This window comes from Paraliobacillus quinghaiensis, assembly GCF_003426025.1.
In the GTDB taxonomy this organism is placed as follows: Bacteria; Bacillota; Bacilli; order Bacillales; family Amphibacillaceae; genus Paraliobacillus_A; species Paraliobacillus_A quinghaiensis.
The window spans coordinates 66,905-92,770 of sequence record NZ_QJSH01000001.1; the positions used below are offsets into that span (position 1 = coordinate 66,905).

Consider the following 25,866-nt stretch of genomic DNA (forward strand, 5'->3'; position numbering starts at 1 on the left):
AGGTGAAGGTTGTGGCCAATGAGGTTCTATCGCAAAATGAAATTGATGCATTATTATCCGCACTTTCATCTGGTGAGATGGATGCTAATCAATTAAAACAAGAAGAACAAGATAAAAAAGTACGTGTCTATGATTTTAAACGTGCATTAAGATTTTCGAAGGATCAAATTCGTAGTATCTCACGAATTCATGAGAATTTTGCCCGATTATTAACCACACACTTTTCGGCACAGTTACGTACATATGTACATATTTCCGTTGCATCTGTCGATCAGATTCCGTACGAAGAATTTATTCGTTCGATTCCTACGATGACGATATTAAATATATACAGTATGTCGCCTCTAGATGGTCGAATTATTTTTGAGTTTAACCCTAATATTGCTTATGCAATGTTAGATCGAATGCTAGGTGGAAAAGGAAATAGTGTAAACAAAATTGATAGTTTAACAGAAATCGAGTCAACGCTAATGAGTCAATTGTTTGAAAAGGCACTAGACAATCTGCAAGAAGCTTGGTCATCAGTAATTGATATAGATCCAAATCTAGAGGAATTTGAAGTAAATCCTCAATTCTTACAGTTGGTTTCACCAAACGAAACGGTAGTAGTAGTATCATTAAATACAACTATTGGTGAGAGTAGCGGCATGATCAATATATGTATACCGCACGTCGTTTTAGAACCTATAATACCAAAACTATCTGTTCATTATTGGATGCAAACAGAAAAACCAAAAAACAGAAAACCGGAAGAATATGAGACATTAACCCAAAATCTAGAAACAGCAGAATTAGACATGAAAGTGATGTTAGGTGAAACGTCAATTACGGTTGACGACCTATTGCATTTACAAAAAGATGATGTGCTACATCTTAATCAAGCTATAGAGGATTCCTTAGTAATGCAAGTTGATCAGGAACCACTGTACTACGTACAAGCTGGTAAGAAGAAGAATAAACTTGCAGTGCAAATCATCGATGAAATAAAAAGGGAGGGATATAATTGATGAATGATGGTATGTTGTCACAAGACGAAATAGATGCATTATTGAAAAATACCGATGATGATCAACCTGCAGAAGAAAGTGTAGCATCAGAACAACATGTAGAAATAGGTGATATTTTATCTGATATTGAAATAGATGCCTTAGGTGAGATAGGAAATATTTCATTTGGGAGTTCTGCAACAACACTTTCTACTCTTTTAAATCAAAAAGTAGAAATCACAACACCTACTATCTCAGCAATAAATCGAAATCAATTAGAAGATGAGTTTCCACATCCTCATGTAGGAGTTGAAGTTCAATATACAGAAGGGTTTGAAGGAGTTAATTTATTTGTTCTAAACTCGAATGATGCTGCTATTATTGCGGATTTAATGCTTGGTGGCGATGGGAAGACAGATTCTGAAGAGTTAAACGACATCCATATGAGTGCTGTACAAGAAGCAATGAATCAAATGATGGGTACGGCGGCAACAAGTATGTCTACTGTATTTAGTAAAAGAGTTGATATTTCACCACCTTCAATTATGATGTTAGATGTAAAAGAAGAAAAAAATAATCAATATATACCAGTTGATGATGTTTTAGTTAAAGTTTCTTTTCAATTAAAAATTGGTGACCTAATTGATTCAAATATTATGCAGATTTTACCAATAACATTTGCCAAAGAAATGGTTGACGGATTATTAAATTTCTCACAAGAACAAGAAGTGGCGCCTTCACCTACTGTTGAAACACAAAAACAGAACACACAACAAGAAAAAGAACCTGTTCAAGCGCCAGTTAATAATCAAGAATCGCAGAAAAGAAATGAACCTAAGAATTTAGGGGAGTCAGCCCAACAAAATGCTGCTGTTCAAACGGCGTCATTTTCAACCTTTGATCCCGTAGATCTCCCACAAAGTGAAAAACGCAACTTAGATATGCTGATGGATATTCCGCTACAAGTTACAGTGGAATTAGGTAGAACAAAACGAACAGTTAAAGATATCTTAGAACTATCCTCAGGATCAATTATTGAACTAGACAAACTAGCTGGAGAACCAGTAGATATTCATGTCAATAATAAATTGATCGCGCAAGGGGAAGTTGTGGTTATTGATGAGAACTTTGGTGTTCGTGTTACAGATATTGTTAGTCAATCAGATCGATTGAAGAAATTAAGATAATCACTTAGGAGGTTTTTAGAAATGGCACAGAAAATTTTAATAGTAGATGATGCAGCTTTTATGCGTATGATGATCAAAGATATTTTAACTAAGAACGGTTTTGAGGTTGTTGGAGAAGCGCAAGATGGGGTACAGGCAGTAGAAAAATATAAGGAATTAACTCCAGATCTAGTAACAATGGATATTACAATGCCAGAGAAAGATGGTATAGCTGCTTTAAAAGAAATTAAAGCAATAAATTCTGATGCTGTTGTTATTATGTGTTCAGCAATGGGTCAACAAGGTATGGTAATAGATGCAATTCAAGCTGGAGCAAAAGACTTCATTGTAAAACCATTCCAGGCGGACCGCGTTATTGAGGCTATCCAAAAAGCACTGGATTGATCAAAATGAAAAGATTAAAATTAATTATTTTATGTTTGGGATTGGTTGGACTATTTCATCCTGCATCAGTAGAAGCAGCTTCAGATAATGGGTTTGTTGATGAGCTATATAAAGAGGATGTGGAAGAAAATGAACCTATAGAAGAAAATGGTGAAGAAGAAGGTAATAATGGTGAGGCTGAACCCGGGTTGGGAAAGCAAAGCTCTACCAATCCAATCATACTATTTATTCAGATTATTATAACCTTAGCCTTCATTATTGGATTGATCTATATACTATTAAAATTTATGAATAAAAAAAATAAACTATTTAAACATGCTGGCACATTAGAGAATGTTGGAGGTATATCCTTAGGTACCAATAAATCAATTCAAATGATTCGGATTGGTGAACGTTTCTATGTTGTCGGTGTCGGTGAGAATATTGAGTTACTATCAGAGATTACGGATGAAAAGACAATAGAAACATTAACAAACGATCAGGCTTCTGAACAAACAAATTCAAATCAAATTAATGATGTGTTCACACAAGTTATTCCTAATTTATTAAATCGAAAAAAACAACCAGATCAAATGAAAAGTCCTAGTGAATTCTCATCATTATTTAAAAAAGAGTTAGAAACTTTATCAGAAAAAAGAAAAAAGGTAACAGCTCAATACAAACGTAAGGACGAAGATAAAAATGAATGAATTTGTTGATTTGTTTTCAAGTACAGATCCGACTAATGTTGCCACTTCAGTTCGACTATTATTACTTTTAACTGTCTTTTCATTAGCACCAAGTATCGTTATCTTAATGACTTCTTTTGCTCGAATTGTCATTGTTTTATCCTTCACAAGGACCGCACTCGCAACACAGCAGATGCCACCTAATCAGGTGTTAATAGGTATTGCATTATTCTTAACTTTTTTCATTATGGCACCTACTTTCCAAGAAGTGAACCAGGAGGCTTTAACGCCACTGTTCAATGAGGAAATTACATTGGATGAAGCATACACAAATGCGAGTTTACCTATGAAGGAGTTCATGGCACAACACACACGGCAAAAAGATTTAGCATTATTTATCAATTACAGCGGGCTAGAAAGACCAGAAACTATTGAAGACATTCCAATGACAACATTGGTACCTGCTTTTGCTATCAGTGAATTAAAGACAGCGTTTCAAATGGGATTTATGATCTTTGTTCCCTTTCTAGTTATTGATATGGCTGTAGCAAGTGTTCTGATGTCAATGGGAATGATGATGTTACCTCCAGTAATGATATCTTTGCCGTTTAAAATTTTATTATTTATTTTGGTTGATGGATGGTATCTAATAACACAATCTTTATTACAAGGGTTTAGCTAGTTAAAGCAAGGGGTGAGAGAATACTATGAGTGCAGAATTTGTCATTAATTTAGCGGAACAAGGGATCGTTACGGTACTAATGGTATCCGGCCCCCTTCTATTACTAGCACTTGGAGTTGGGTTGTTAGTAAGTATTTTTCAAGCAACAACTCAAATTCAAGAACAAACACTTGCTTTCATACCAAAAATTGCAGCCGTGTTAATTGGGTTGATCTTTTTTGGACCGTGGATGCTTGTAAGAATGGTTGAGTTTGCAACAAATGTATTTCAAAATTTAAACAAGTTTGTAGGGTAAGTAGATGTTAGAAATTATTAATATAAATAGTTTGCCAGCTTTTTTACTCATTCTTGTAAGATTTACTGCTTTTTTTGCTACTGTACCTATTTTTTCTTACCGTAATATTCCAACACAATTTAAAATCGGGATTGCAGTTTTCTTAGCTTGGATAATACTTTATAGCGTGGAAATACCAACTATTTCACTTGATTTGAATTTCTTGCTTTTGTTAGGTAAGGAAGCAATTGTAGGCTTGTTACTTGGATTGATTGCATACATGATACTTTCAGCTGTCCAAATTGCTGGTGGTTTTATTGATTTTCAAATGGGTTTTGCTATTGCAAATGTAATTGATCCTCAAACTGGTGTACAGAGTCCTTTAATTGGACAGTATTTTTATACCATTGCAATGCTCTTTATATTGAGTGTTGATGGGCATCACCTATTGATAAACGGAGCTTTTTACAGTTTTGATATGGTTCCGTTGGATCAGATGATTGATTTTAGTAATGAAAATATCGCACTATTTGTTATCAACACATTTAATCATTTCTTCTTAATTGCATTTCAACTTGCAATACCAATTGTCGGTTGTCTGTTTTTAGTAGATGTAGCTTTAGGTATAATTGCTCGAACTGTACCACAATTAAATGTCTTTGTGGTCGGACTTCCTTTGAAGATATTTGTATCACTATTCGTTTTAAGTATATTCATGGGATTGTATATATCTATTGTGAAAAAGTTGTTTAGCTATCTGTTAGAAATGATGCAGGTATTAATGCAATTGTTTGGAGGGGCGTAAGATTATGATGCAATTAAAACTTGATTTGCAATTTTTTGCTGGAGAAAAGACAGAAAAAGCCACGCCCAAAAAACGACAAGATACCCGTAAAAAGGGACAAGTTGCGAAGAGTCAAGACATAAACACAGCAATCTTATTATTTTTGGTTTTTATTCTTTTTACTGTTATAGGCGCTTTTTGGAAAGAAATGTTTACGGGTTTATACATGAAATCCTTCACTAAATTTATCGAGTGGGAAGTAACAAATGAAAGTGTCCATAACATGTTTGTTGAAGTTAGTATTTATATGGCCCAAGCGTTAGCGCCAGTAATGGCAATTGCTATCGTTGCAGGACTTGCGTCTAATTTTATGCAAATCGGTTTTTTATTTACTACTGAACCGCTGCAGATGAAATTAAATAAAATTGATCCAATTCAAGGTGCGAAACGCGTTTTTTCTGCTAGAGCTTTAGTTGAATTAGTTAAATCTTTATTAAAAATATCTATGATTGGTACCATTACATTTACTATTTTATGGATCAATAAAGATGAGATGATGATGTTGGCAGGTAAAGATGTAGAAGTTGCTTTGGCATTTTTTGCAAATGTAACGATATTAATGGGAATCTTTTCAGCTATTGGTTTACTAGTTGTCTCGGTTATCGATTTTACGTATCAACGGTATGATTATGAAAAAAACATTAAAATGTCTAAGAACGATATTAAAGATGAACATAAAAATATTGAAGGTGATCCTTTAATTAAATCTAAATTTAAAGAAAGACAACGTCAAATGGCGATGCAGCGTATGATGAGTGAGGTGCCGGATGCTGATGTAGTTATTACCAACCCTACACATTATGCTGTTGCAATTAAATATGATGAAAGCAAATCGAGTTCTCCTTATGTTGTTGCTAAAGGTGTTGATTTTGTTGCATCTAAGATTAGAGAAATTGCCAAAGCAAATGAAGTGATTTTGGTAGAAAATCGACGTTTAGCAAGAGCATTATATGCAGAAATTGAGATTGGTGAAGCAATCCATGAAGAGTTTTTCCAAGCCGTAGCTGAAGTATTAGCATATGTATATCAAATTGAACGAAAAGCATGAGTTGTAGCGTAAGGAGAGGGAACAATGAAGTTAAGAGATTTATCGGTTTTACTTGCTGTTATTTTAATTATTGTAATGTTAGTTATCCCATTACCAGGTTGGTTGTTAAGTATATTTATTCTGATGAATATATCTGTGGCACTAATCGTTATATTAGTCTCGATGAATACCTCTGAACCTTTACAATTTTCGGTATTTCCTTCGTTATTATTACTCTTAACGTTATTTCGTTTAGGACTCAACGTATCAACGACACGTTCTATTCTTTCTGAACAGGATGCCGGCGGAGTAGTAGAAACATTTGGTACATTTGTTATCGGGGATAACCCGTTAGTCGGTTTTGTTGTCTTTAGTATTCTTGTTATTATACAATTTTTAGTTATTACAAAAGGTAGTGAACGTGTGTCGGAAGTTGCTGCACGTTTTACATTAGACGCAATGCCGGGGAAACAAATGAGTATTGACGCTGACTTAAATGCAGGTATGATTAATGAGATACAGGCCAAAAATCGTCGTGAAAAAGTAGAAAGTGAAGCGGATTTCTATGGTGCCATGGATGGTGCGAGTAAATTTGTTAAAGGTGATGCAATTGCTGGTATTATAATTGTGTTAATAAACATTATTTTTGGTCTTATCATTGGTATGATGCAAATGGATATGAGCTTTGGGGAAGCAATCACTACCTATATGCAGTTAACTGTAGGTGATGGCTTAGTAAGTCAAATTCCTGCGTTGTTAATTTCAACAGCTACAGGGATTGTTGTAACACGTGTTGCTTCTGAAGGTAACCTAGGGAGCGATGTAACAGAGCAATTATTTAGATATCCCAAGATGCTCTATATCGCTGCAGGAACAATCTTTTTATTTGGGTTTACACCGATTAATTTCTTTCTAACAACTGTTATCGCTGCATTGCTTGCACTTGGAGGATATATGCTTTCTCGACCATTAGAAGAACCAGATATCGATCGAGAAGTAGTAGAAGAGGAAGCAGATTCTGAACAAATGAAATCACCAGACAATGTAGTTGATTTGTTAAGCATGGATCCAATCGAATTTGAATTTGGTTATGCATTGATTCCACTAGTTGATACAAATCAAGGTGGAGATTTAATGGATCGGATTGTAATGATTCGTAGACAACTAGCAATCGAACTTGGTATTGTCATTCCTGTTGTTCGAATTCGAGATAATATACAATTAAATCCAAATGAATATCAATTAAAAATTAAAGGAAATGAAGTAGCACAAGGTGAGTTATTACTTGATCATTACTTAGCGATGACACCAGGAATAGATGAAGAGGAAATGGATGGAATTGATACAACAGAGCCTGCTTTTGGTTTACCTGCAAAATGGATAACAGAAGAGGTAAAAGATGAAGCAGAACTTTCAGGTTATACTGTGGTAGATCCACCATCAGTCGTTTCTACTCACATAACAGAAATTATTAAAAAGCATGCACACCTCTTGTTAGGTAGACAAGAAACGAAACAATTAATTGACCATTTGAAAGAATCATACCCAATATTAGTCGAAGAAGTAACTCCTGAACCGCTTTCAATTGGTGAGGTTCAAAAAGTACTTGCAAAACTTTTACGGGAGCATGTTTCTATCCGAAATTTGCCTATTATCTTTGAAACGCTAGCTGACTTTGGAAAAATGACAAATGATACAGAGTTATTGGGTGAATATGCAAGACAAGCATTAGCTGCACAAATAACAAAACAGTATGTACAAGATGAACGTGCATTAAAAGTGATAACTGTAGCAGGTGAAGTAGAACAAATGATAGCTGATCATGTCCAGCAAACAGAGCATGGTAGCTATTTATCGTTAGATCCAGAATCACAACAGCGTATTATTCGTTCTGTTACGGAGAAAGTAGAAAATGTCTCTTTACAAGAAGAAACACCAATTATATTGTGTTCTCCAACTGTTAGAATGTATATGAAGCAATTATTGGACCGTTTCTTCCCGCATGTTATCGTATTATCTTATAATGAATTGGAACCTAATCTAGATGTCCAAAGTGTCGGGGTGGTGAATGTAGCATGAAGGTAAAAAAGTTTATGGCACCTACAATGCCAGAAGTGATGAAAAAAGTTAGAAAAGACTTAGGAAATGACGCGGTTATTCTCAATTCTAAAGTTGTATATACGGGTGGTTTTTTAGGCTTATTTAAAAAAAGAAATACGGAAGTTATCGCTGCTTTAGATCCACAGCCATCTAAGCCTAAAGTCGAGGAACCTAAAAAAACTATAAATACTGCTAAGCCAGCAAACACTACTTTTTCAGTTGAGGATAACAAACAACAAGTGTTGTTAGATGAAGTAAGAGCCTTACGCAAATGGATGGAGAAAACAAATAATAATGATAACTTTAGTTTTCCGGCAACGTATCAAGCTATTTTTGATCTATTGTTAGAACAAGAGGTTGATACTGAAATAGCCAAGGAACTTGTAACAAACGTAATACAAGATGGAACTACAGAAGATATTACCTATCAACATGCACAGCAGCAGATAAAAAATGAGATTATCAATAAATTAAATGATTTTGATTTTGGTGGAATTACATACCAGAAAAAGTTTGTTCATTTAGTTGGCCCAACTGGTGTTGGTAAAACAACAACAATAGCAAAAATAGCAGCGAACTGTATGTTAAATGATGGTAAGAAGGTTGCATTAATTACAACTGACACATATCGCATTGCTGCAATAGAACAATTAAAAACGTATTCAAAAATTCTTGATATTCCATTAGAAATTGCATATACGATGGATGATTATCGTCAAGCTAGAGAAAAGTTTCAATCCTATGATATTGTGCTTGTTGATACTGCTGGTAGAAACTTCCGTGATCCTAAATATATTCAAGCATTAGGCAAAGTTGTAGATCTTCAACATGATATTGATACGTATTTAGTTTTATCATTAACTACGAAGTCAACTGACTTGGAAGTTATTTATCAACAATTTGAAAACATTCCAATTAAAAAGCTGATTTTTACTAAGAAGGATGAGACCGCAACGTATGGACCTATTGTAAATCTTGCTCTAAAAAATAAAATAGGTGTAGCTTATTTAACCAATGGACAAGATGTACCAGATAATATAGAAGAGGCGACAACACAAGAAATAAGTCGTTTACTAATCGGAGAGCTTTCTAATGTCTGATCAAGCAGCTAACTTAAGAAAAAGACTTGAACAACTTCATTCAAAAACACAAGCAAAAACAATTGCAGTTGTTAGTGGAAAAGGTGGCGTTGGTAAATCTAATTTTTCTCTCAACTTTGCTCTAAACTTATCAAAACAAAGGAAGAAAGTCTTGCTATTTGATTTAGATATTGGAATGGGGAATATCGATATTCTGTTAGGTGTTCAAGCAAAACAAACAATTGTGCAAATGTTCGACAAACAATTGTCAATTCATGATATTATAGAAACAGGACCACATTCTTTGTCATATATTGCTGCAGGATCAGGATTAACTGATGTATTTAAAATGGATGAGTCTAAATTCACTTATTTCTTAAGCGAATTAGAGGAACTAATTACACAGTTCGACTACATTATATTTGATATGGGGGCGGGAGCTTCAGTAGATAGTTTACATTATATTTTGGCTGTTGACGAATGTATTGTGGTTACAACGCCTGAGCCAACTTCAATGATGGACGCCTATGCCATGATGAAGCATATTTGTAATCAAAATCAACATATGCCGTTTTATCTATTAGTCAATTTTGCTGAGAATAATAGAGATGGTAAACAGATTATTAAACGCTTACAACAGGTGACGCATAAATTTTTAGACAAAGAAGTCTTGCCATTAGGTATATTGCCTAATGATAAGATCGTTTCAAAAGCAGTTACAAGTCAAATTCCGTTCATATTATTTGATCCTAAGGCGAGAATTACGTTGGCGCTGGAACAAATTGTCTCGCAGTATATGAATGATACCATTAATCTTGAAAAACAAGTCCATTCAGGTTTTATAAGAAAATTAAAAAGATTTGTAAAAGAAAGGTAGGCTTACCATGGGCATTATTAACGTATTAGTTGTTGATGATTCAGCTTTCATGAGAAAAATGATAGCTGAAATACTTCAATCTCACCCTAGAATAAATGTAATTGGTACAGCTAGAAATGGACAAGATGCATTAGAGAAAATTGCACAATTAAAGCCAGATGTAGTCACTTTAGATGTAGAAATGCCGATTATGGATGGTATATCAACGTTGAGAGAGATCATGATGCATAATCCAATACCAGTTATTATGTTATCTAGCTTAACAAAAGAAGGTGCAAATAAAACATTAGAATCTATGGAATTGGGAGCAATCGATTTCATCACGAAACCTTCCGGGTCAATTTCACTAAACATTCAAGAGAAAGAAGCCGAAATTAAAACAAAGGTATTACATGCAGTAAATGCAAAAGCAGAGAAGTTAACTAAAACTAAGCCGAAAAAGACAATCATAGCACCATTTGCAGCAAGTCATATACATAAAAATGAGAATAAAGACGTGATTGTCGGTATTGGAACTTCAACAGGTGGACCAAGAGCTTTACAACAAGTTATTACTCGCTTACCTAAAGATATACCTGCACCAATTGTTATTGTGCAACACATGCCAGCTGGTTTTACTAAGTCATTAGCAAAACGTTTAAATAGTATGTCACAACTTACAGTGAAAGAGGCAGAGGATCAAGAAATTTTGCAAAAAGGAACAGCTTATATTGCGCCTGGCGGTTACCAGTTTCGAGTTGTTCGAACAATAAAAGGGTTGCAAGCAAAGGTAGCAAAAGAAGAACCTAGAAATGGTCACCAACCCTCAGTTGATGTATTGTTTGAATCACTAGCAAAATTGAAAGAAGAGCAAGTCTACGCTGTAATGATGACAGGTATGGGTGCAGATGGAGCAAACAGTCTAATTACTTTAAAACGAGAAAAGTCCAACACAATTATTTTTTCGGAATCAAAGGAGACATGTATTGTCTACGGCATGCCACAAGCTGCTGAAAAAACAAATTTAGTAGATTATGTTGTTAGATTACCAGAAATAAGTGAATTACTAGTTAGCCAAATTAAAGCTAGGGGTGAATAGGATGGAAATGAACGAATACCTAGATGTTTTTATTGAAGAAAGTAAAGAACACATTCAAGCGCTAAATGATCATTTGTTAAAATTGGAGAATGACCCAACAAATTTAGATATGGTCAATGAGATCTTTCGTTCTGCTCATACATTAAAAGGTATGTCAGCAACAATGGGCTTTCAAGATTTAGCTGATTTAACACATAAAATGGAAAATGTTTTAGATGCTGTTCGTAACGGTAACATCATGATGAATTCAGCTATTTTAGATGTTGTATTTGATTCTGTAGATCAACTAGAAGCAATGGTGTTAGATATTGTTGATGGTGGTGAAGGCAAGAAAGATGTTTCTAAAGTAGTAAAGCAATTAGAAGCAATCGAACAGGGTGAAGCTTTGCCAGAGGTGGCTGCTACTACAGAAGCTGAAGCCGTTCAATCCCAATCAAATCAATTTTCACCAAATGAGTTGGATCAATTTGAAGTAGCTGTCCTAGAGCAATCACAGGAAAAGGGTTATTCAAATTATCAAATTAATGTAAGACTTCAAGAATCGTGCTTACTAAAAGCTGCACGTGTCTATATGGTATTTCAAATCTTGGAACAAGTTGGAGAAGTAATCAAATCTGAACCTACAGTATCCGAATTAGAAGATGAGAATTTCGAGTACGACTTTACTGTCATTCTTGTTACAAATGAACCAGCGGAAGATGTGAAACAAAAGATACTAAAGGTTTCAGAGATTGCAGAAGTGAATGTGAGCTTATTTGAATTTGATAATAACACACATCATCAAGAAGAAATAAGTGAAACAGGTAATGAAGTTGAATTGGCTTCAAGTGATACAAGAGCAGATAATAAAGAGGAAAAAGTATCTTCAAAAAGTCAAGTAACAAGCAAAACGATACGTGTTAATATTGAGCGTTTAGACGCGTTGATGAATTTGTTTGAAGAATTAGTCATTGATCGTGGTAGATTAGAACAAATATCAGCTACAATGAAAGATCCAGAATTGCAAGAAACAGTTGAGCGTATGACGCGTATTTCAGGAGATCTTCAGAATATTATTTTAAACATGCGTATGGTTCCGATTGATCAAGTGTTTAATCGATTTCCGCGTATGGTTCGCCAATTGGCAAAAGATCTTAATAAACAAATTAATTTCGAGGTTACAGGTGCCGAGACAGAACTAGATAGAACTGTTATTGATGAAATAGGTGACCCCCTTGTACACCTTATTCGTAATGCAATTGATCATGGTATTGAAACAGCTACTGAAAGAAAAGAAAAAGGAAAGCCTGAAGAAGGAACCTTAAAGTTAAATGCATACCATAGCGGAAATCACGTTATTATTGAAATTTCTGATGATGGTGCTGGCATTAATAAAGATAAAGTTGTGAATAAAGCAATCACTAATGGTGTTATTACGCGTGAGCAAGCTGATAGTTTATCAGATACACAGATACACCAATTAATTTTAGCTAGTGGTTTTTCTACCGCAGATGAGATTTCAGATATATCAGGACGTGGTGTAGGATTAGATGTTGTGAAAAATACGATTGAGTCACTTGGTGGAAATATATCAATTGATTCAGAACTCGGAAAAGGATCACTGTTTTCTATTCAACTTCCATTAACATTATCAATTATTTCAGTCTTGTTAGTAGAAGTTCACAAGGAAAAGTATGCAATTCCGCTATCATCAATTATTGAAACTGCCGTGATTAATAAAACTGATATCATGCATGCTCACAATAAAAAAGTTATCGATTTCCGTGGCAAGGTGGTGCCTTTAATTTCATTAGAACAAGTATTTGAAGTTCCTGGTGAGAATGAGGATGACCAATTTTATTCTATTGTCATTATTAGGCAAGGTGACAAAATGGCTGGGTTAATTGTTGATACGTTTATTGGACAACAGGAAATTGTTTTAAAATCCCTTGGTAATTATCTAACAGATGTTTTTGCAATTTCTGGTGCAACTATTTTAGGTGATGGACAAGTTGCGTTAATTGTTGATACAAACGCATTAATAAAATAGTGAGGAGGAATATAGATGACTGAAGAAACAAGTGAACAGATGAAATCAATTGTATTTGAATTAAATGATGAAGAGTATGCTTTACCAGTAAAAAGTGTAGGTTCTATAGAACGAATCATGCACATTACAAGGATTCCCGGTACGCCAACATTCGTAAAAGGGGTACTTAACCTTCGTGGAGTTGTAACACCCATCATTGATTTACGTGCTAGATTTGGTTTTGAAGATATCGGTTATACAGAAAGTACGCGGATCATTATTATAAGTCTTAATAAGCTTGAAGTGGGTATTATAGTGGATGCTGCGTATGATGTCATAGATATACCTCAAAATGCAATTGAACCACCACCTGAAGTGATTGGAACAGTTCAAGTTGATTACATTGACGGTGTTGCCAAAATAGAAGAACGTTTATTAATTCTATTAAATATGGAGAAGGTATTAGACAAAGAAGCGATAAAAGAATTATATCAAATGGAAGGTTAGTAGGTGAATATATGTCATTTATCGAATCCTTGACAGCATATCAATTAGATACATTAAAAGAAGTTGGCAATATCGGCTCAGGAAATGCAGCCACCTCTTTGTCCGCTCTACTAAACCAAAAAGTAGATATGACGGTTCCAGCTGTTCGTATTGTCGACTTTGATCAAATGATGGATTTAGTTGGTGGCCCTGACACGTTAATTGTGTCTGTTTATTTACGCATACAAGGAGATGCACCAGGCAATATGTTTTTTGTGCTTTCTCCTTCTGAGGCGGAAACTTTCGTTAGAGAAATGACCGGAATTGATAGTTTTACTGTTGATACCCCACCACTTGATGAAATGGGTTTATCAGCATTACAGGAATTAGGCAATATATTAGCTGGATCTTATTTATCAGCATTATCAGATTTTATTAATGTTTTATTACAGCCCTCTGTCCCGCTCCTGCACATTGATATGGCTGGTGCCATTTTAACTCAGGGATTGATGGAATTGTCACAAGAAAGTGATTACGCAATTATAATTGATACGATTATAAATGAACAAGACAATGAGAATGATCCTATTAAAGGCCATTTCTTTTTATTACCTGATCCGGAATCTTTCCCGAAAATTTTCGATAGATTAGGTGTCGAAGATTAGTGGTTGTTGAGACAAAAGAAATTATTAAAGTAGGAATCGCAGATTTGAAATTCGCAAAGTCACCGGAAATTTTGCGTACATCAGGTTTAGGTTCGTGTGTAGGTGTAGTTGTCTATGATCTTTCGATGAAGATTGCTGGTATGTCACATGTAATGCTTCCAAGCTCATCTTTATCTAAACGAAGTGATTTAAATCAATTAAAATATGCAGATACTGCTGTGCCATTACTAATTGATACGTTAATAAAAGAAGGTGCAAGAAAATATGCATTGAAGGCAAAAATAGCTGGGGGTGCACAAATGTTTTCATTCAGTTCTTCTAACGATATGCTACGTGTTGGTAAACGAAATGAAGAAGCAGTTAAAGTAATACTTGATCAGTATCGCGTTCCTATTATTTCAGAAGATGTTGGTGGTAATAGTGGGAGAACAATAGAATTCTCCCTTGAAACAGGTATGTTACAAGTAAGAACGGTAAACTTGGGTGAAAAACAAATATAATTTATAAGCTAACATAGGAGCATGACAATTGCGAGGTGATTTTGTGTCTAATTCTAGCCCGACAATAGAAGAAATATGGGGAAATTGGGTGAGATATAAAGATAGTGCGTCTGCAAATCAACTAGTTGAACATTATCTTTATCTTGTTCATTATCATGTTCAACGAATTTTAGTTCATTTGCCCAAAAATGTAAGCAAAGATGATGTAAATAGTTTAGGGCTTTTTGGTTTGTATGATGCACTGCATAAATTTGATCCGAAAAGAGATTTAAAGTTTGATACATATGCTTCTTTTCGGATTCGTGGTGCAGTTATCGATGGATTACGAAAGGAAGATTGGTTACCACGCTCAATCCGTGAAAAAGCAAAAAAAATGGAACATGCAACACAAGAATTGGAACAACAATTCCAACGAAAACCTACTCCAACAGAAATAGCAGATTATCTCGGCTTACGCAGACAAGAAGTAGAAGAGATTACAAAAGACGCTATTTTTGCTAATCTCTTATCAATTGAAGAGAAAACAACTGATTATCAAGATGAATTTAATGAGGGTATTGGTTATAATTTACCAGATAACAAGCAGTTAACACCTGAAGAAAATATAGTAACTTTAGAAAACTATCAAGAGCTAGCTCAAAGTATTCACCAATTAAACGAAAATGAAAAACTGGTTATCAGTTTATTTTATAAAGAGGAACTTACTTTTACAGAAATTGGTCATGTTTTAACGTTAACAACATCAAGAATCTCTCAAATCCATAAACAGGCAATTTACAAATTGAAAAAATTTTTAGCGTAATATAAAACACAGTTATAGCGCGTGTTCAATAAGTCGATAAATTTGAAAACAAGTAAGCCGAGGCGACGAAATTTCTTTGGACCAGTGTAAAGGTTTTTCCTGAGAATCGGAAGAACAAGCCAACAAAGAGATGCTCCGCTTGTCATTTAGTAACTTTTGAACATCCTCATATATATTATATCAATGCGTAAAGGAGATTAAGGCATGGAGCCAATTCAAGAGATATTTAAACTAGATGTTTCCAATGATAAAATGTCAGCTTCTCTTCATGTAAAACAATCCTATAATGCTGAAGAACTTACATTTGGAACATTAAAAAAATGGCTTAATGATAAAGGTATCGTATTTGGGATTGACACTTCAGCGGTAAGTAAATTGGCTACACAATATAATGAGAATCTTAATTCAATTGAAATAGCCACTGGAACTCCACCTATACATGGAGTAAATGGCAAGATAGATTTCTTGTCAGAACAAGATGATGTGATTGGAATGGAAGAAAAGCGAAACTTTCGTGATGTAAAAAAAATTCCGACGCTTACAACAGGAGAAAAAATAGCGAAAATCACTGATCCAACATTTGGTACACCAGGACGTAATATATTTAACAAAGTTTTACCTGCAAAACCTGGAAAACCAGTACGTATGAGAGCAGGGAAAAATGTTGAATATAAAGAAGAAGAGCGTACTTTTTATGCTACTGCTGACGGTAAAATGAGTGTAGGATCTAATAAGATTCATGTCTATAACACGTACGAGGTGCAAGGAGACCTTTCCTTAAAAACTGGTAACCTCAAATTTATTGGTTCCATTATAATTCGTGGAAACGTTCCTGCAGGTTATCGTGTTGAGGCTGAAGGCGATATACATATATACGGATTAGTTGAATCTGCCTACATAGAAGCTGGAGGGAGTGTTTTCATTTCTGAAGGGATCGCAGGCTTACGTAAAGGAACAGTCATTGCTGGAGTGGATGTTACAATCGGTTATGTTAATCAAGCGATTATTGAAAGTGGTAGAAACATTATTGTACAAAACTCGATTATGCATAGTCATTGTGTAGCTAAACAACATATATATTGTAAATCTGGTAATATCATTGGTGGTGTATGCTCTGCAGGTATGACAATAGAAGCAAAAGACGTCGGTAATAAAATGAATACAAAAACAGAAATTGCAATTGGAATTAACCAAGAAAACCATCAACAAGAAGCGCAATTGACCAAAGAAAAAGAGGAAATTTTATCAAATATCGAAAAATTACGAGTCCTAGGTGACAATTTAAAGGCAAAAGAAAAAATGAGTGAAGGGTTAAATTCAAAAGAACGAATACTTTTGCTAAAACAACGTAATACAATGCAGCAGGCTGAGAATAAATTAAGTGATATTGAAGCTGAAATTGGATCTTTACAGGTAGAATTAGGTGATATAGATCAAGTGAAACTAATTGTGAAGGGATCACTATACCCTAATGTAGATTTAAACTTTGGGAAATATAAAAAGACAATCAAGACTGTTCAAAAGTTTACCCAAGTGTATTTAGATAATGGTGAAATAACAGCACAACCACTCTAACACTTAAAAGGATGCGGTCTATATGAGTTGGAAAGCAGTTGAAATGCAAGTCGTACTTCCACGAATTCAAGATGCGAGTAGGATTCAAGAGCAACTCCAACAAAGAGGTCAATTCATGCAAAATGTTCTTGCTAACCAACAATTAGCACAGGACGAGGTGAAACGAAAAACAGTCAATGATTTGAATCAAAAAGCAAATCTATCAAATAGTGAAGAGAGAAAGCATAAAAGTACTTCAGAAAATTCCCAAGACAATGCCAATAAAATGGAATTTGTTCAACAAGCAATAACACATCCGTTTCTTGGTAAACGAATTGATATCAATGGTTAAGAGGGGTAATATGTTATATTTTTTACTGTTAATTAGTTTTTTACTACATGCCGTTACGTTTATCATTATTAAAGTTTTGAAAGATCGTATTGCACAACCAGATGATATACAAACACAAATGAGTCAACAACAAAAAGAAATGGAAGAATTATTAGCTGTTTATTTGTTAGAAATTAGAGAAGAGAATGAAAAATTTTTGGATACACTAAAACGCAACCCAAATGTTACAGAAAAAAAAGAGGATCTTATAACAGATGCTGTTGCAACAACATCTAGAGAAAAAACAAAAAATGTTTCACCTATTGATTCTTCGCCATCTTTGAAAACAAATGAAAGTAAAAGTTATCAGCCACCAATTGAGAATGATCAACAGGACATTGTTGAGAGGTCTTTATCTGCACAAGTACTTTCATTACATAATCAGGGAGAGTCAATTGAATCAATTGCTCGAAAATTAGATTGTGGAAAAACAGAAATCGAGCTAATGATAAAATTTCATCAAAAAAACAGTTAAAATTGCTTGATTGCACATTTTTCTTGTGGTATAGTTACTTTTGGTGTTAATCACACACGCTTATGGATTATGGGAATGGTGCTGATCACTTGATTAGTTTTTCTGTAAAAATGAAATAAGCGGAGGAAAAAAACCAAATTATTAGGAGGAAACAAATCATGGCAGTTATTTCAATGAAACAACTACTAGAAGCTGGTGTACATTTCGGTCACCAGACACGTCGTTGGAATCCAAAGATGAAAAAGTATATCTTTACGGAAAGAAACGGCATCTACATCATCGACTTGCAAAAAACAGTGAAAAAAGTTGATGAAGCGTACAACTTTGTAAAAGAAATTGGTGAAAATGGCGGAACTATTTTGTTTGTTGGTACAAAAAAACAAGCACAAGAGTCTGTTAAAGAAGAAGCAATTCGTTCTGGAATGTACTACATCAACCAACGTTGGTTAGGTGGAACATTAACAAACTTCGAAACAATTCGTAAACGTATTAATCGTATGAAATCAATTGAACGTATGGAAGAAGACGGAACATTTGAAGTTCTTCCTAAAAAAGAAGTTGTAGATTTATTAAAAGAAAAAGAGCGTCTTGACAAGTTCCTAGGCGGAATTAAAGAAATGAAAAAAATTCCTGATGCTTTATTTATTATTGATCCTCGTAAAGAGCGAATCGCTGTTGCAGAAGCACATAAATTGAATATTCCGATCGTAGGTATTGTAGATACAAACTGTGATCCTGATGAAATTGATTATGTAATCCCTGCAAATGATGATGCTATCCGTGCTGTAAAACTTCTTACGGGTAAAATGGCAGATGCTATCTTAGAAACAAAACAAGGCGAAGTTATGGAAGAAGTAGAAACTTCTGAAGAAGCGGAAGCTGTAAGCGAATAATTCAAAGATTTTAAGGGGTGATAAGGGGGTAACCCTTTATCACCTTTTTTCAGAAAAAGGCATTTAATAAAAAATGCATTAATTTGGACAACCTAAAGGAGGAAATATAATGGCAGTAACAGCACAAATGGTAAAAGAATTACGTGAGACAACTGGTGCAGGTATGATGGATTGTAAAAAAGCTCTAACTGAAACAAATGGAAATATGGAGGAAGCAATTGATCTTCTTCGTGAAAAAGGTATTTCTAAAGCTGCGAAAAAAGCTGATCGTATTGCAGCAGAAGGTTCTGCTCATGTCGTAGTTGATGGTAATACAGCTGTATTAATAGAAGTTAACTGTGAGACTGATTTTGTTACAAAAAATGATCAATTTAAAACGTTATTACAAGAATTAGGTAACCACCTATTAGTTCAAAAACCAGCGGATGTAGCTGAAGCGCTTCAACAGCCTTTACATGGTGAGGGTGAAGTGTTAGAACAATTTATCAATTCTAATATTGCAAAAATTGGCGAGAAATTATCATTACGTCGTTTTACAATTTTTGAAAAGACAGATAATGATGCTTTTGGTGCTTATATTCATATGGGTGGAAATATTGGTGTATTAACAGTATTAGAAGGTACTACTGATGCTGATTTCGCTAAAGATGTTGCAATGCATATTGCTGCTGTAAACCCACGTTATGTATCTCGTGACGTTGTTTCTGCTGAAGAAGTTGAAAAAGAGCGTGAAGTATTGAAAACGCAAGCGCTTAACGAAGGAAAACCAGAGAACATTGTTGAAAAGATGGTTGAAGGTCGCTTAGGCAAATTCTTTGAAGAAATTTGTTTGTTAGAGCAAAACTTTGTTAAAGATCCTGACCAAAAAGTTAAAAAACTAGTTGCTGATAAAGGTGCAACTATAAATGGCTTTGTTCGTTATGAAGTTGGAGAAGGTATGGAAAAACGCGAAGACAACTTTGCTGAAGAAGTAATGAGCCAAGTTAAAAAATAAGATGATTTCACGTAAGCATGTTGTGAAACATGTAACTTAAACAATGGGGAACACATGGTGTTCTCTTTTGTTTAGGCTTAGATAAATTCACATGATAAATTGCTGATAAAATACATATTATGGAGGTTATTATGACGAATGCCCGCTACCGAAGAATTGTATTAAAGTTAAGTGGAGAAGCACTAAGTGGAGAAAAGGGTTATGGAATTGAACCAAGTGTAATTCAATCAATAGCTGTTCAGATTAAAGAAATTGCAGAATTGGGCACAGAAATTGCCGTTGTAGTAGGTGGCGGTAATATATGGCGTGGCAAAGTTGGAAGTGAAATGGGCATGGATCGTGCAAATGCGGATTACATGGGAATGCTTGCAACAGTAATGAATTCCTTGGCATTGCAAGATAGCTTGGAAAACCAAGGTATTCCAACGCGTGTTCAATCCTCGATTGAAATGAGACAAGTTGCTGAACCTTACATTAGACGTAAAGCAATTCGCCATTTAGAAAAGAAACGTGTTGTAATTTTCGCAGCTGGTACGGGTAACCCTTATTTCTCTACAGATACGACAGCAGCATTAAGAGCAGCTGAAGTTGAAGCTGATGTCATTCTAATGGCAAAAAATAATGTGGACGGTGTTTATACATCTGATCCAACACTTAATGAAGATGCTGAAAAATTCGAAGAGCTTTCTTATTTACAAATGTTAAATGACGGTCTTGGTGTCATGGATTCCACTGCATCATCGTTATGTATGGATAATGATATCCCGTTACTAGTCTTTTCAGTTATGGAAGAAGGAAATATTAAACGCGCTGTACTTGGCGAACAAATTGGAACAATAATAAAGGGGAGATAAAAATGTCACAAGCAGTTATTAAAGATACGAATTCTAAAATGTCACAAGCGGTTCAGTCTTTTTCAAAGCAGTTAGCAACAGTTAGAGCAGGGCGAGCAAATCCTGCATTATTAAATAATGTGTATGTTGATTATTATGGTGCTACAACACCATTAAATCAACTGGCTACTATAACAGTACCAGAAGCACGTTTATTATTGATTTCACCTTTTGATAAATCATCAATTGGGGAAATTGAAAAGGCGATTCAAAAAGCTGATCTAGGCTTATCACCATCTAGTGATGGTAATGTCGTACGCATTAACATTCCAACACTTACAGAAGAACGCCGTAAAGATTTAGTTAAAGTGGTAGGAAAATATGCTGAGGAAGCTAAGGTTCAGATTCGTAATATTCGTCGTGATGCAAATGATCAACTAAAGAAAGATGAAAAGAATGGTGATATTACGGAAGATGAATTAAGAGGATTTCAAGAGGATATCCAAAAAGAAACAGATAAACATATAGCTGAAATTGATCAATTAGTTAAAGCAAAAGAAAAAGAAATCATGGAAGTCTGACAAAAACAATCAAATAAATGTAAGTTAAAAACCCTCTGCATATAGGGGGTTTTTATATGTTAACATTTCACATTTTAATAAATATACATAAGAGCTTTTTATTTGCTAGTGCGTCCTAAAGCATTACGTGGTAAACTGGTAAAAGATATGCTTTACTTGTACTCAATCTAATGGTGATGTTCAAAAAATCACCAAATCATAAGCGCCGCATCTCGGTTCTTTGCTTCTGATTGGGCACCTTTCTGAACACGTACTAATTTTAAACAAACATCTATCTGGAATGATTGTGTTAAGTTTTACACACAACGGAGGACAAATTATGTCGATTTTTAAATTTCCATTCTTTAAAAAAAAACAAACAAATAAAATAGAACATGAAATAAATCATACGATTAATTTACCAGAACATATTGCAATTATTATGGATGGGAATGGACGCTGGGCTAAAAAAAGAGGGCTTCCCAGGTTCGCAGGTCACAAAGAAGGAATGGATAATGTTAAAAAAATTGTTCAGGTTGCAAATAAGCACCATATAAAGATTTTGACTTTGTATGCTTTTTCAACTGAAAATTGGAAAAGACCAAAAAAAGAAGTCGATTATTTAATGCAATTACCAAAAGAGTTTATACATATTTACCTACCAGATTTGATTAAAGAAAACGTACAAATTAAGACAATCGGTGCGTTTGACCTATTACCGGACCACACAAAGCGTGCCATAGAGCATGCTATAGATAAGACAAAAGATAATGATGGGCTGATATTAAATATAGCATTGAATTACGGAAGTAGACATGAAATAGTACAAGCAATACAGCATATTGCTGAAGATGTACAAAATAAGAAGTATGAGATAGATGCTATTGATGAATCAGTATTATCAAAGTATTTATTTACTAGCGAATTAAAAGATCCTGATTTATTGATTCGTACTAGTGGCGAAAAACGTTTAAGTAACTTTTTATTATGGCAATCCGCATATACTGAATTTTGGTTCACAGATGTTTATTGGCCCGATTTTAACGAAGATGTTTTTGAACAAGCGCTAATTGATTATCAAAATCGTAAACGTAGATTTGGTGGCTTGTAAAAAAACTTTAATTATTTAAAGTTGAAAAAAGTAATTATCTTGATCTCATAAATACAATACAGTCTAAACGTTAAGGTGTTGACAAAAAGATGAAAATTAGAATTATTACAGCAATTATAGCAATTTTGTTATTTTTTCCACTTGTTATTATAGGCGGACTTCCATTTAAATTAATTATGTTTGTAATTGGGTCAATTGGTTTGTTGGAACTGTTACAGATGAGAAAGATGACACGTTTTCCAATTCCAACAATTTTTTCTTTTATTTTGTTATGGGTTTTATTGTTACAAGTTAATCAAGAATCGTTTTTTTTACAATTTAAAATTGATAATTCCGAAATCATGTTGCTAATAGTTTTGGTTTTGTTAGGCTATACGGTACTTGTTAAAAATAAGTTGACATTTGAAGATGCTGGTTTTATAGTCATATCAGCAATTTACGTAGGATTAGGTTTTTATTATTTTATGGAAACACGAGAAATTGGTTTAGAATATATCTTTTATGGTATCGTAATTATTCTTGCTACTGATACAGGTGCGTACTTTTGCGGTAAAGCATTTGGTAAGCGAAAACTTTGGCCAGAAATTAGCCCGAATAAAACGATAGAAGGTGCAATTGGCGGGATAGTGTTAGCTTGTATTGTAGCTGTTATTTTTCAATTGATTTTCCCAGTTCATTCTTCTATGTTTGTTGTCTTGATTGTGACAGTATTTGCTAGTATGTTTGGACAAGTTGGGGACTTAGTGGAGTCGGCTTTTAAAAGGTATTATGATGTCAAGGACTCTGGCAAGTTACTACCTGGTCATGGTGGGATATTAGATCGATTTGATAGTTGGCTTTTCGTCTTTCCATTTTTGCATTTTATTCAGTTTGTTTCATAGAATCAAATAGGGAGCGTGCAAGATGAAATATATAACATTACTTGGAGCTACCGGTTCGATTGGATTGCAAACTCTAGATGTGATCAGGCAACATCAGGACCTGTTCACTGTACATGCTCTTGCATTTGGGAAAAATATTGCTAAAGCAATACCGTTGATCAAAGAATTTAAACCAAAAAAGATAGTAGTACAAGATTGGGAAACATTACAACGTTTAGAAATGGAATATGCTACTAGTGAGATTTTAGTTGGGAACGAAGGTATGATAGAAGTTAGTATGGATTGTGAGACAGATATACTAGTCAACGCTGTCCTAGGAAGTGTTGGACTTGATGCAACATTACGAGCGATTGAGGCGAACAAAACGATCGCAATAGCAAATAAAGAAACACTTGTAACTGCTGGTCATTTAGTAATGGAAAAAGCAAGAAAGCACCAAGTACACCTGTTACCAATTGATAGTGAGCATTCAGCCATATTTCAATGTTTACAAGGGGAAAATAACAAAGAAATTAATCGATTAATTTTAACCGCTTCAGGTGGAAGTTTTCGAGATAAAACAAGAGCCGAATTGGAATATGTTACACTAGAAGATGCATTACAGCATCCAAATTGGAGTATGGGTGCTAAGGTTACGATTGACTCTGCAACAATGATGAATAAAGGATTAGAAGTAATCGAAGCACATTGGTTATTTGGTGTTAGTTATCAAGCGATTGATGTAATCTTACATAAAGAGAGTATTGTTCACTCTATGGTAGAATTTGATGATAAAAGCATAATGGCACAATTAGGTACAACCGATATGCGTACACCAATTCAATATGCATTAACTTACCCATCGCGATTACCTTTACCTCAGACAAATTCACTTGATTTAATTGAAATAGGAAAACTTCACTTTGAAGAGATGAAATTTGAACGTTTCCCATGTTTGAAGATGGCCTATGAAGCTGGTAAGACTGGTGGAACAATGCCAACAGTATTGAATGCTGCGAATGAAGCAGCAGTTTCGTTATTTTTACAAAAAAAAATATCATTTTTACAAATTGAAAAATTAGTAGAAAATGAATTGACTCAACACTATGTAATAGATCATCCAGAGTTAGAAGCCATTCAAGTTATTGACAAGGAGACGAGAAAACGAGTTGTTTCCAGTGTCAAATAGACTGAATTACGTTATACTATTACAAAAGTAGGTAAGAATGAGATAAGAGTTAAAGTGAAGCAGAAGGAGAGTGCTGTTGTTGAACACTATTATTGCATTTATATTAATGTTCGGACTGCTTGTGTTCGTACATGAATTTGGACATTTTATCTTTGCTAAAAGAGCAGGGATGCTAGTACGAGAACTTGCGATTGGATTTGGACCAAAAGTTTTTTCTATTAAAAAACAAGAAACCTTATACACAATTCGATTGTTGCCTATGGGTGGTTACGTTCGTGTGGCTGGAGAAGATCCAGAGATTATTGAATTAAAGCCCGGTCAACATATTGGCCTTGAATTTAATCAAGCGCAAGCTGTTAGCAAAATTATTATCAATAATAAATCAAAACATCCATCTGCTCAGGTTATTGAAGTAGAAAAAGCTGATTTAGAACATGATCTGATAATAGAGGGTTACGATATTGGAGAAGACAAAAAATTACGCTTTCCAGTTGATCCAAATGCTGATTATGTAATGGATGAAGTGGAAACACAAATTGCTCCTTTTAATCGTCAATTTGCTTCGAAAACAAAAAGACAACGAGCGATGCAATTATTTGCAGGTCCGATGATGAACTTCATTCTTACGGTTGTAATCTTTGCTATATTAGGATTTTCACAAGGTGTTCCGACAGAAGAGGCAAAGTTAGGTAGTATTCAGGCGGATAGCCCAGCAGAACAAGCAGGATTTGAGGCTGGCGATGAGGTAATTGGTATAGAAGGTCAACCAGTTACCACCTGGACTGAGTTTCAGGAAACTGTTAGGCAGAATCCTGATACTGAGCTTTCTATGACTGTTCTAAGAGATGGAACAGAACTGGATCTTGCTGTAACACCACGTACGATAGAAGCACAAGAGCAAGTTGTTGGTCAATTGGGTGTCATGCAATATATGGAAAAGTCTATTGTGAAGGCTATACCCTATAGTATTGAAGAGACATATAAATGGTCAAAACTAATCCTTGTCAATCTAGGGAAGTTAGTTACTGGTGAATTTTCAATTGACATGCTTTCTGGACCAGTTGGGATTTATGATGCAACAGATCAAGTTGTTCAAAGTGGATTTATGACATTTTTAATGTGGACAGCAATATTAAGTGTAAACTTAGGTATTATTAATTTAATGCCATTACCAGCACTTGATGGTGGTAGACTACTTTTTGTTGGGATTGAAGCTGTTCGTGGTAAGCCAATTTCGCAAGAAAAAGAAGGAATAGTTCACTTTGTTGGATTTGCTTTACTAATGCTATTAATGATTGTTGTAACATGGAATGATATTCAACGTTTATTCTTATAAGAAATGAACTAATTAAGAGGTGT

General features: G+C 34.5%; 28 protein-coding genes. All 28 read left to right on the plus strand.

Annotation, left to right across the window (positions count from 1 at the left end; genetic code table 11):
* Window positions 1–11: 11 nt before the first annotated feature.
* Window positions 12–1,007 carry a flagellar motor switch protein FliM gene (fliM, locus tag D2K40_RS00355; RefSeq protein WP_117151815.1) on the plus strand — a complete coding sequence of 332 codons (996 nt, stop codon included), beginning with the start codon at window positions 12–14 and terminating at the stop codon, window positions 1,005–1,007.
* A complete protein-coding gene (fliY, locus tag D2K40_RS00360; protein WP_117151817.1) occupies window positions 1,004–2,173 on the plus strand; it encodes a flagellar motor switch phosphatase FliY in 1,170 nt (389 codons plus the stop codon). The genes fliM and fliY overlap by 4 nt, the downstream gene beginning before the upstream one ends.
* Before the next feature lie 21 nt (window positions 2,174–2,194).
* Entirely contained in the window at window positions 2,195–2,557 is a 363-nt protein-coding gene (locus D2K40_RS00365) for a response regulator (protein ID WP_117151819.1), read from the plus strand.
* Window positions 2,558–2,562: 5 nt separating this feature from the next.
* Window positions 2,563–3,246 carry a flagellar biosynthetic protein FliO gene (locus D2K40_RS00370; protein ID WP_117151821.1) on the plus strand — a complete coding sequence of 228 codons (684 nt, stop codon included), beginning with the start codon at window positions 2,563–2,565 and terminating at the stop codon, window positions 3,244–3,246.
* On the plus strand, window positions 3,239–3,907 hold the full coding sequence (gene fliP, locus D2K40_RS00375) for a flagellar type III secretion system pore protein FliP (RefSeq protein WP_117151823.1): 669 nt from the start codon (window positions 3,239–3,241) through the stop codon (window positions 3,905–3,907). The genes D2K40_RS00370 and fliP overlap by 8 nt, the downstream gene beginning before the upstream one ends.
* 25 nt (window positions 3,908–3,932) lie before the next feature.
* Window positions 3,933–4,202, plus strand: coding sequence for a flagellar biosynthesis protein FliQ (gene fliQ, locus D2K40_RS00380; protein ID WP_117151825.1), 270 nt, complete (start codon window positions 3,933–3,935; stop codon window positions 4,200–4,202).
* Window positions 4,203–4,206: 4 nt separating this feature from the next.
* Window positions 4,207–4,986 (plus strand): flagellar biosynthetic protein FliR, encoded by a 780-nt coding sequence (gene fliR, locus D2K40_RS00385; RefSeq protein WP_117151827.1) that lies wholly within the window; start codon window positions 4,207–4,209, stop codon window positions 4,984–4,986.
* A 7-nt stretch (window positions 4,987–4,993) separates the two neighbouring features.
* Window positions 4,994–6,073, plus strand: coding sequence for a flagellar biosynthesis protein FlhB (gene flhB, locus D2K40_RS00390; RefSeq protein WP_117152415.1), 1,080 nt, complete (start codon window positions 4,994–4,996; stop codon window positions 6,071–6,073).
* 24 nt (window positions 6,074–6,097) lie between these two features.
* Window positions 6,098–8,131: a flagellar biosynthesis protein FlhA gene (gene flhA, locus D2K40_RS00395; protein ID WP_117151829.1), complete on the plus strand. Its 2,034-nt coding sequence runs from the start codon at window positions 6,098–6,100 to the stop codon at window positions 8,129–8,131.
* Window positions 8,128–9,252, plus strand: coding sequence for a flagellar biosynthesis GTPase FlhF (gene flhF / locus D2K40_RS00400; protein WP_117151831.1), 1,125 nt, complete (start codon window positions 8,128–8,130; stop codon window positions 9,250–9,252). The genes flhA and flhF overlap by 4 nt, the downstream gene beginning before the upstream one ends.
* The gene (locus D2K40_RS00405; protein ID WP_117151833.1) at window positions 9,245–10,108 is read left to right on the plus strand and encodes a MinD/ParA family protein; all 864 of its coding nucleotides are present in this window, start codon (window positions 9,245–9,247) and stop codon (window positions 10,106–10,108) included. Before flhF ends, D2K40_RS00405 begins: the two co-directional genes overlap by 8 nt.
* Before the next feature lie 7 nt (window positions 10,109–10,115).
* The gene (locus D2K40_RS00410; RefSeq protein ID WP_117151835.1) at window positions 10,116–11,186 is read left to right on the plus strand and encodes a protein-glutamate methylesterase/protein-glutamine glutaminase; all 1,071 of its coding nucleotides are present in this window, start codon (window positions 10,116–10,118) and stop codon (window positions 11,184–11,186) included.
* A 1-nt stretch (window position 11,187) separates the two neighbouring features.
* The gene (locus tag D2K40_RS00415) at window positions 11,188–13,215 is read left to right on the plus strand and encodes a chemotaxis protein CheA (protein ID WP_117151837.1); all 2,028 of its coding nucleotides are present in this window, start codon (window positions 11,188–11,190) and stop codon (window positions 13,213–13,215) included.
* A 15-nt stretch (window positions 13,216–13,230) separates the two neighbouring features.
* Window positions 13,231–13,701, plus strand: coding sequence for a chemotaxis protein CheW (locus D2K40_RS00420; protein ID WP_117151839.1), 471 nt, complete (start codon window positions 13,231–13,233; stop codon window positions 13,699–13,701).
* An 11-nt stretch (window positions 13,702–13,712) separates the two neighbouring features.
* Window positions 13,713–14,345 carry a chemotaxis protein CheC gene (locus D2K40_RS00425; protein WP_117151841.1) on the plus strand — a complete coding sequence of 211 codons (633 nt, stop codon included), beginning with the start codon at window positions 13,713–13,715 and terminating at the stop codon, window positions 14,343–14,345.
* Entirely contained in the window at window positions 14,345–14,845 is a 501-nt protein-coding gene (locus tag D2K40_RS00430) for a chemotaxis protein CheD (RefSeq protein WP_117151843.1), read from the plus strand. The genes D2K40_RS00425 and D2K40_RS00430 overlap by 1 nt, the downstream gene beginning before the upstream one ends.
* 28 nt (window positions 14,846–14,873) lie before the next feature.
* The gene (locus D2K40_RS00435; RefSeq protein ID WP_275896212.1) at window positions 14,874–15,647 is read left to right on the plus strand and encodes a FliA/WhiG family RNA polymerase sigma factor; all 774 of its coding nucleotides are present in this window, start codon (window positions 14,874–14,876) and stop codon (window positions 15,645–15,647) included.
* Window positions 15,648–15,851: 204 nt separating this feature from the next.
* Window positions 15,852–17,222, plus strand: a complete 1,371-nt coding sequence (locus D2K40_RS00440) for a DUF342 domain-containing protein (protein ID WP_117151845.1) — start codon at window positions 15,852–15,854, stop codon at window positions 17,220–17,222.
* 22 nt (window positions 17,223–17,244) lie between these two features.
* The gene (locus tag D2K40_RS00445) at window positions 17,245–17,553 is read left to right on the plus strand and encodes a hypothetical protein (protein ID WP_117151847.1); all 309 of its coding nucleotides are present in this window, start codon (window positions 17,245–17,247) and stop codon (window positions 17,551–17,553) included.
* 10 nt (window positions 17,554–17,563) lie between these two features.
* Window positions 17,564–18,067 carry a DUF6115 domain-containing protein gene (locus tag D2K40_RS00450; RefSeq protein WP_117151849.1) on the plus strand — a complete coding sequence of 168 codons (504 nt, stop codon included), beginning with the start codon at window positions 17,564–17,566 and terminating at the stop codon, window positions 18,065–18,067.
* Between the two features lie 158 nt (window positions 18,068–18,225).
* Window positions 18,226–18,960, plus strand: coding sequence for a 30S ribosomal protein S2 (gene rpsB, locus D2K40_RS00455; protein WP_117151851.1), 735 nt, complete (start codon window positions 18,226–18,228; stop codon window positions 18,958–18,960).
* 109 nt (window positions 18,961–19,069) lie between these two features.
* A complete protein-coding gene (gene tsf, locus D2K40_RS00460; protein WP_117151854.1) occupies window positions 19,070–19,954 on the plus strand; it encodes a translation elongation factor Ts in 885 nt (294 codons plus the stop codon).
* A gap of 131 nt (window positions 19,955–20,085) precedes the next feature.
* Window positions 20,086–20,808 carry a UMP kinase gene (pyrH, locus tag D2K40_RS00465; protein ID WP_117151856.1) on the plus strand — a complete coding sequence of 241 codons (723 nt, stop codon included), beginning with the start codon at window positions 20,086–20,088 and terminating at the stop codon, window positions 20,806–20,808.
* A 2-nt stretch (window positions 20,809–20,810) separates the two neighbouring features.
* Window positions 20,811–21,368, plus strand: a complete 558-nt coding sequence (gene frr, locus D2K40_RS00470; RefSeq protein ID WP_117151858.1) for a ribosome recycling factor — start codon at window positions 20,811–20,813, stop codon at window positions 21,366–21,368.
* Window positions 21,369–21,687: 319 nt separating this feature from the next.
* Window positions 21,688–22,458 (plus strand): isoprenyl transferase, encoded by a 771-nt coding sequence (locus D2K40_RS00475; protein ID WP_117151859.1) that lies wholly within the window; start codon window positions 21,688–21,690, stop codon window positions 22,456–22,458.
* Window positions 22,459–22,547: 89 nt separating this feature from the next.
* The gene (locus tag D2K40_RS00480) at window positions 22,548–23,339 is read left to right on the plus strand and encodes a phosphatidate cytidylyltransferase (protein ID WP_117151861.1); all 792 of its coding nucleotides are present in this window, start codon (window positions 22,548–22,550) and stop codon (window positions 23,337–23,339) included.
* Window positions 23,340–23,361: 22 nt separating this feature from the next.
* Window positions 23,362–24,507, plus strand: a complete 1,146-nt coding sequence (gene dxr / locus D2K40_RS00485) for a 1-deoxy-D-xylulose-5-phosphate reductoisomerase (RefSeq protein ID WP_117151863.1) — start codon at window positions 23,362–23,364, stop codon at window positions 24,505–24,507.
* Between the two features lie 79 nt (window positions 24,508–24,586).
* Complete coding sequence (gene rseP / locus D2K40_RS00490; protein WP_117151865.1) at window positions 24,587–25,843, plus strand: RIP metalloprotease RseP; 1,257 nt, start codon at window positions 24,587–24,589, stop codon at window positions 25,841–25,843.
* Window positions 25,844–25,866: the final 23 nt, after the last annotated feature.

Coding starts and splice junctions, on each gene's coding strand:
- D2K40_RS00365 (WP_117151819.1), top strand. CDS start 2,195: ATGGCACAGAAAATTTTAATAGTAGATGATGCAGCTTTTATGCGTATG.
- D2K40_RS00370 (WP_117151821.1), top strand. CDS start 2,563: ATGAAAAGATTAAAATTAATTATTTTATGTTTGGGATTGGTTGGACTA.
- fliP (WP_117151823.1), top strand. CDS start 3,239: ATGAATGAATTTGTTGATTTGTTTTCAAGTACAGATCCGACTAATGTT.
- fliQ (WP_117151825.1), top strand. CDS start 3,933: ATGAGTGCAGAATTTGTCATTAATTTAGCGGAACAAGGGATCGTTACG.
- fliR (WP_117151827.1), top strand. CDS start 4,207: ATGTTAGAAATTATTAATATAAATAGTTTGCCAGCTTTTTTACTCATT.
- flhB (WP_117152415.1), top strand. CDS start 4,994: ATGCAATTAAAACTTGATTTGCAATTTTTTGCTGGAGAAAAGACAGAA.
- flhA (WP_117151829.1), top strand. CDS start 6,098: ATGAAGTTAAGAGATTTATCGGTTTTACTTGCTGTTATTTTAATTATT.
- flhF (WP_117151831.1), top strand. CDS start 8,128: ATGAAGGTAAAAAAGTTTATGGCACCTACAATGCCAGAAGTGATGAAA.
- D2K40_RS00405 (WP_117151833.1), top strand. CDS start 9,245: ATGTCTGATCAAGCAGCTAACTTAAGAAAAAGACTTGAACAACTTCAT.
- D2K40_RS00410 (WP_117151835.1), top strand. CDS start 10,116: ATGGGCATTATTAACGTATTAGTTGTTGATGATTCAGCTTTCATGAGA.
- D2K40_RS00415 (WP_117151837.1), top strand. CDS start 11,188: ATGGAAATGAACGAATACCTAGATGTTTTTATTGAAGAAAGTAAAGAA.
- D2K40_RS00420 (WP_117151839.1), top strand. CDS start 13,231: ATGACTGAAGAAACAAGTGAACAGATGAAATCAATTGTATTTGAATTA.
- D2K40_RS00425 (WP_117151841.1), top strand. CDS start 13,713: ATGTCATTTATCGAATCCTTGACAGCATATCAATTAGATACATTAAAA.
- D2K40_RS00440 (WP_117151845.1), top strand. CDS start 15,852: ATGGAGCCAATTCAAGAGATATTTAAACTAGATGTTTCCAATGATAAA.
- D2K40_RS00445 (WP_117151847.1), top strand. CDS start 17,245: ATGAGTTGGAAAGCAGTTGAAATGCAAGTCGTACTTCCACGAATTCAA.
- D2K40_RS00450 (WP_117151849.1), top strand. CDS start 17,564: ATGTTATATTTTTTACTGTTAATTAGTTTTTTACTACATGCCGTTACG.
- rpsB (WP_117151851.1), top strand. CDS start 18,226: ATGGCAGTTATTTCAATGAAACAACTACTAGAAGCTGGTGTACATTTC.
- tsf (WP_117151854.1), top strand. CDS start 19,070: ATGGCAGTAACAGCACAAATGGTAAAAGAATTACGTGAGACAACTGGT.
- pyrH (WP_117151856.1), top strand. CDS start 20,086: ATGACGAATGCCCGCTACCGAAGAATTGTATTAAAGTTAAGTGGAGAA.
- frr (WP_117151858.1), top strand. CDS start 20,811: ATGTCACAAGCAGTTATTAAAGATACGAATTCTAAAATGTCACAAGCG.
- D2K40_RS00475 (WP_117151859.1), top strand. CDS start 21,688: ATGTCGATTTTTAAATTTCCATTCTTTAAAAAAAAACAAACAAATAAA.
- D2K40_RS00480 (WP_117151861.1), top strand. CDS start 22,548: ATGAAAATTAGAATTATTACAGCAATTATAGCAATTTTGTTATTTTTT.
- dxr (WP_117151863.1), top strand. CDS start 23,362: ATGAAATATATAACATTACTTGGAGCTACCGGTTCGATTGGATTGCAA.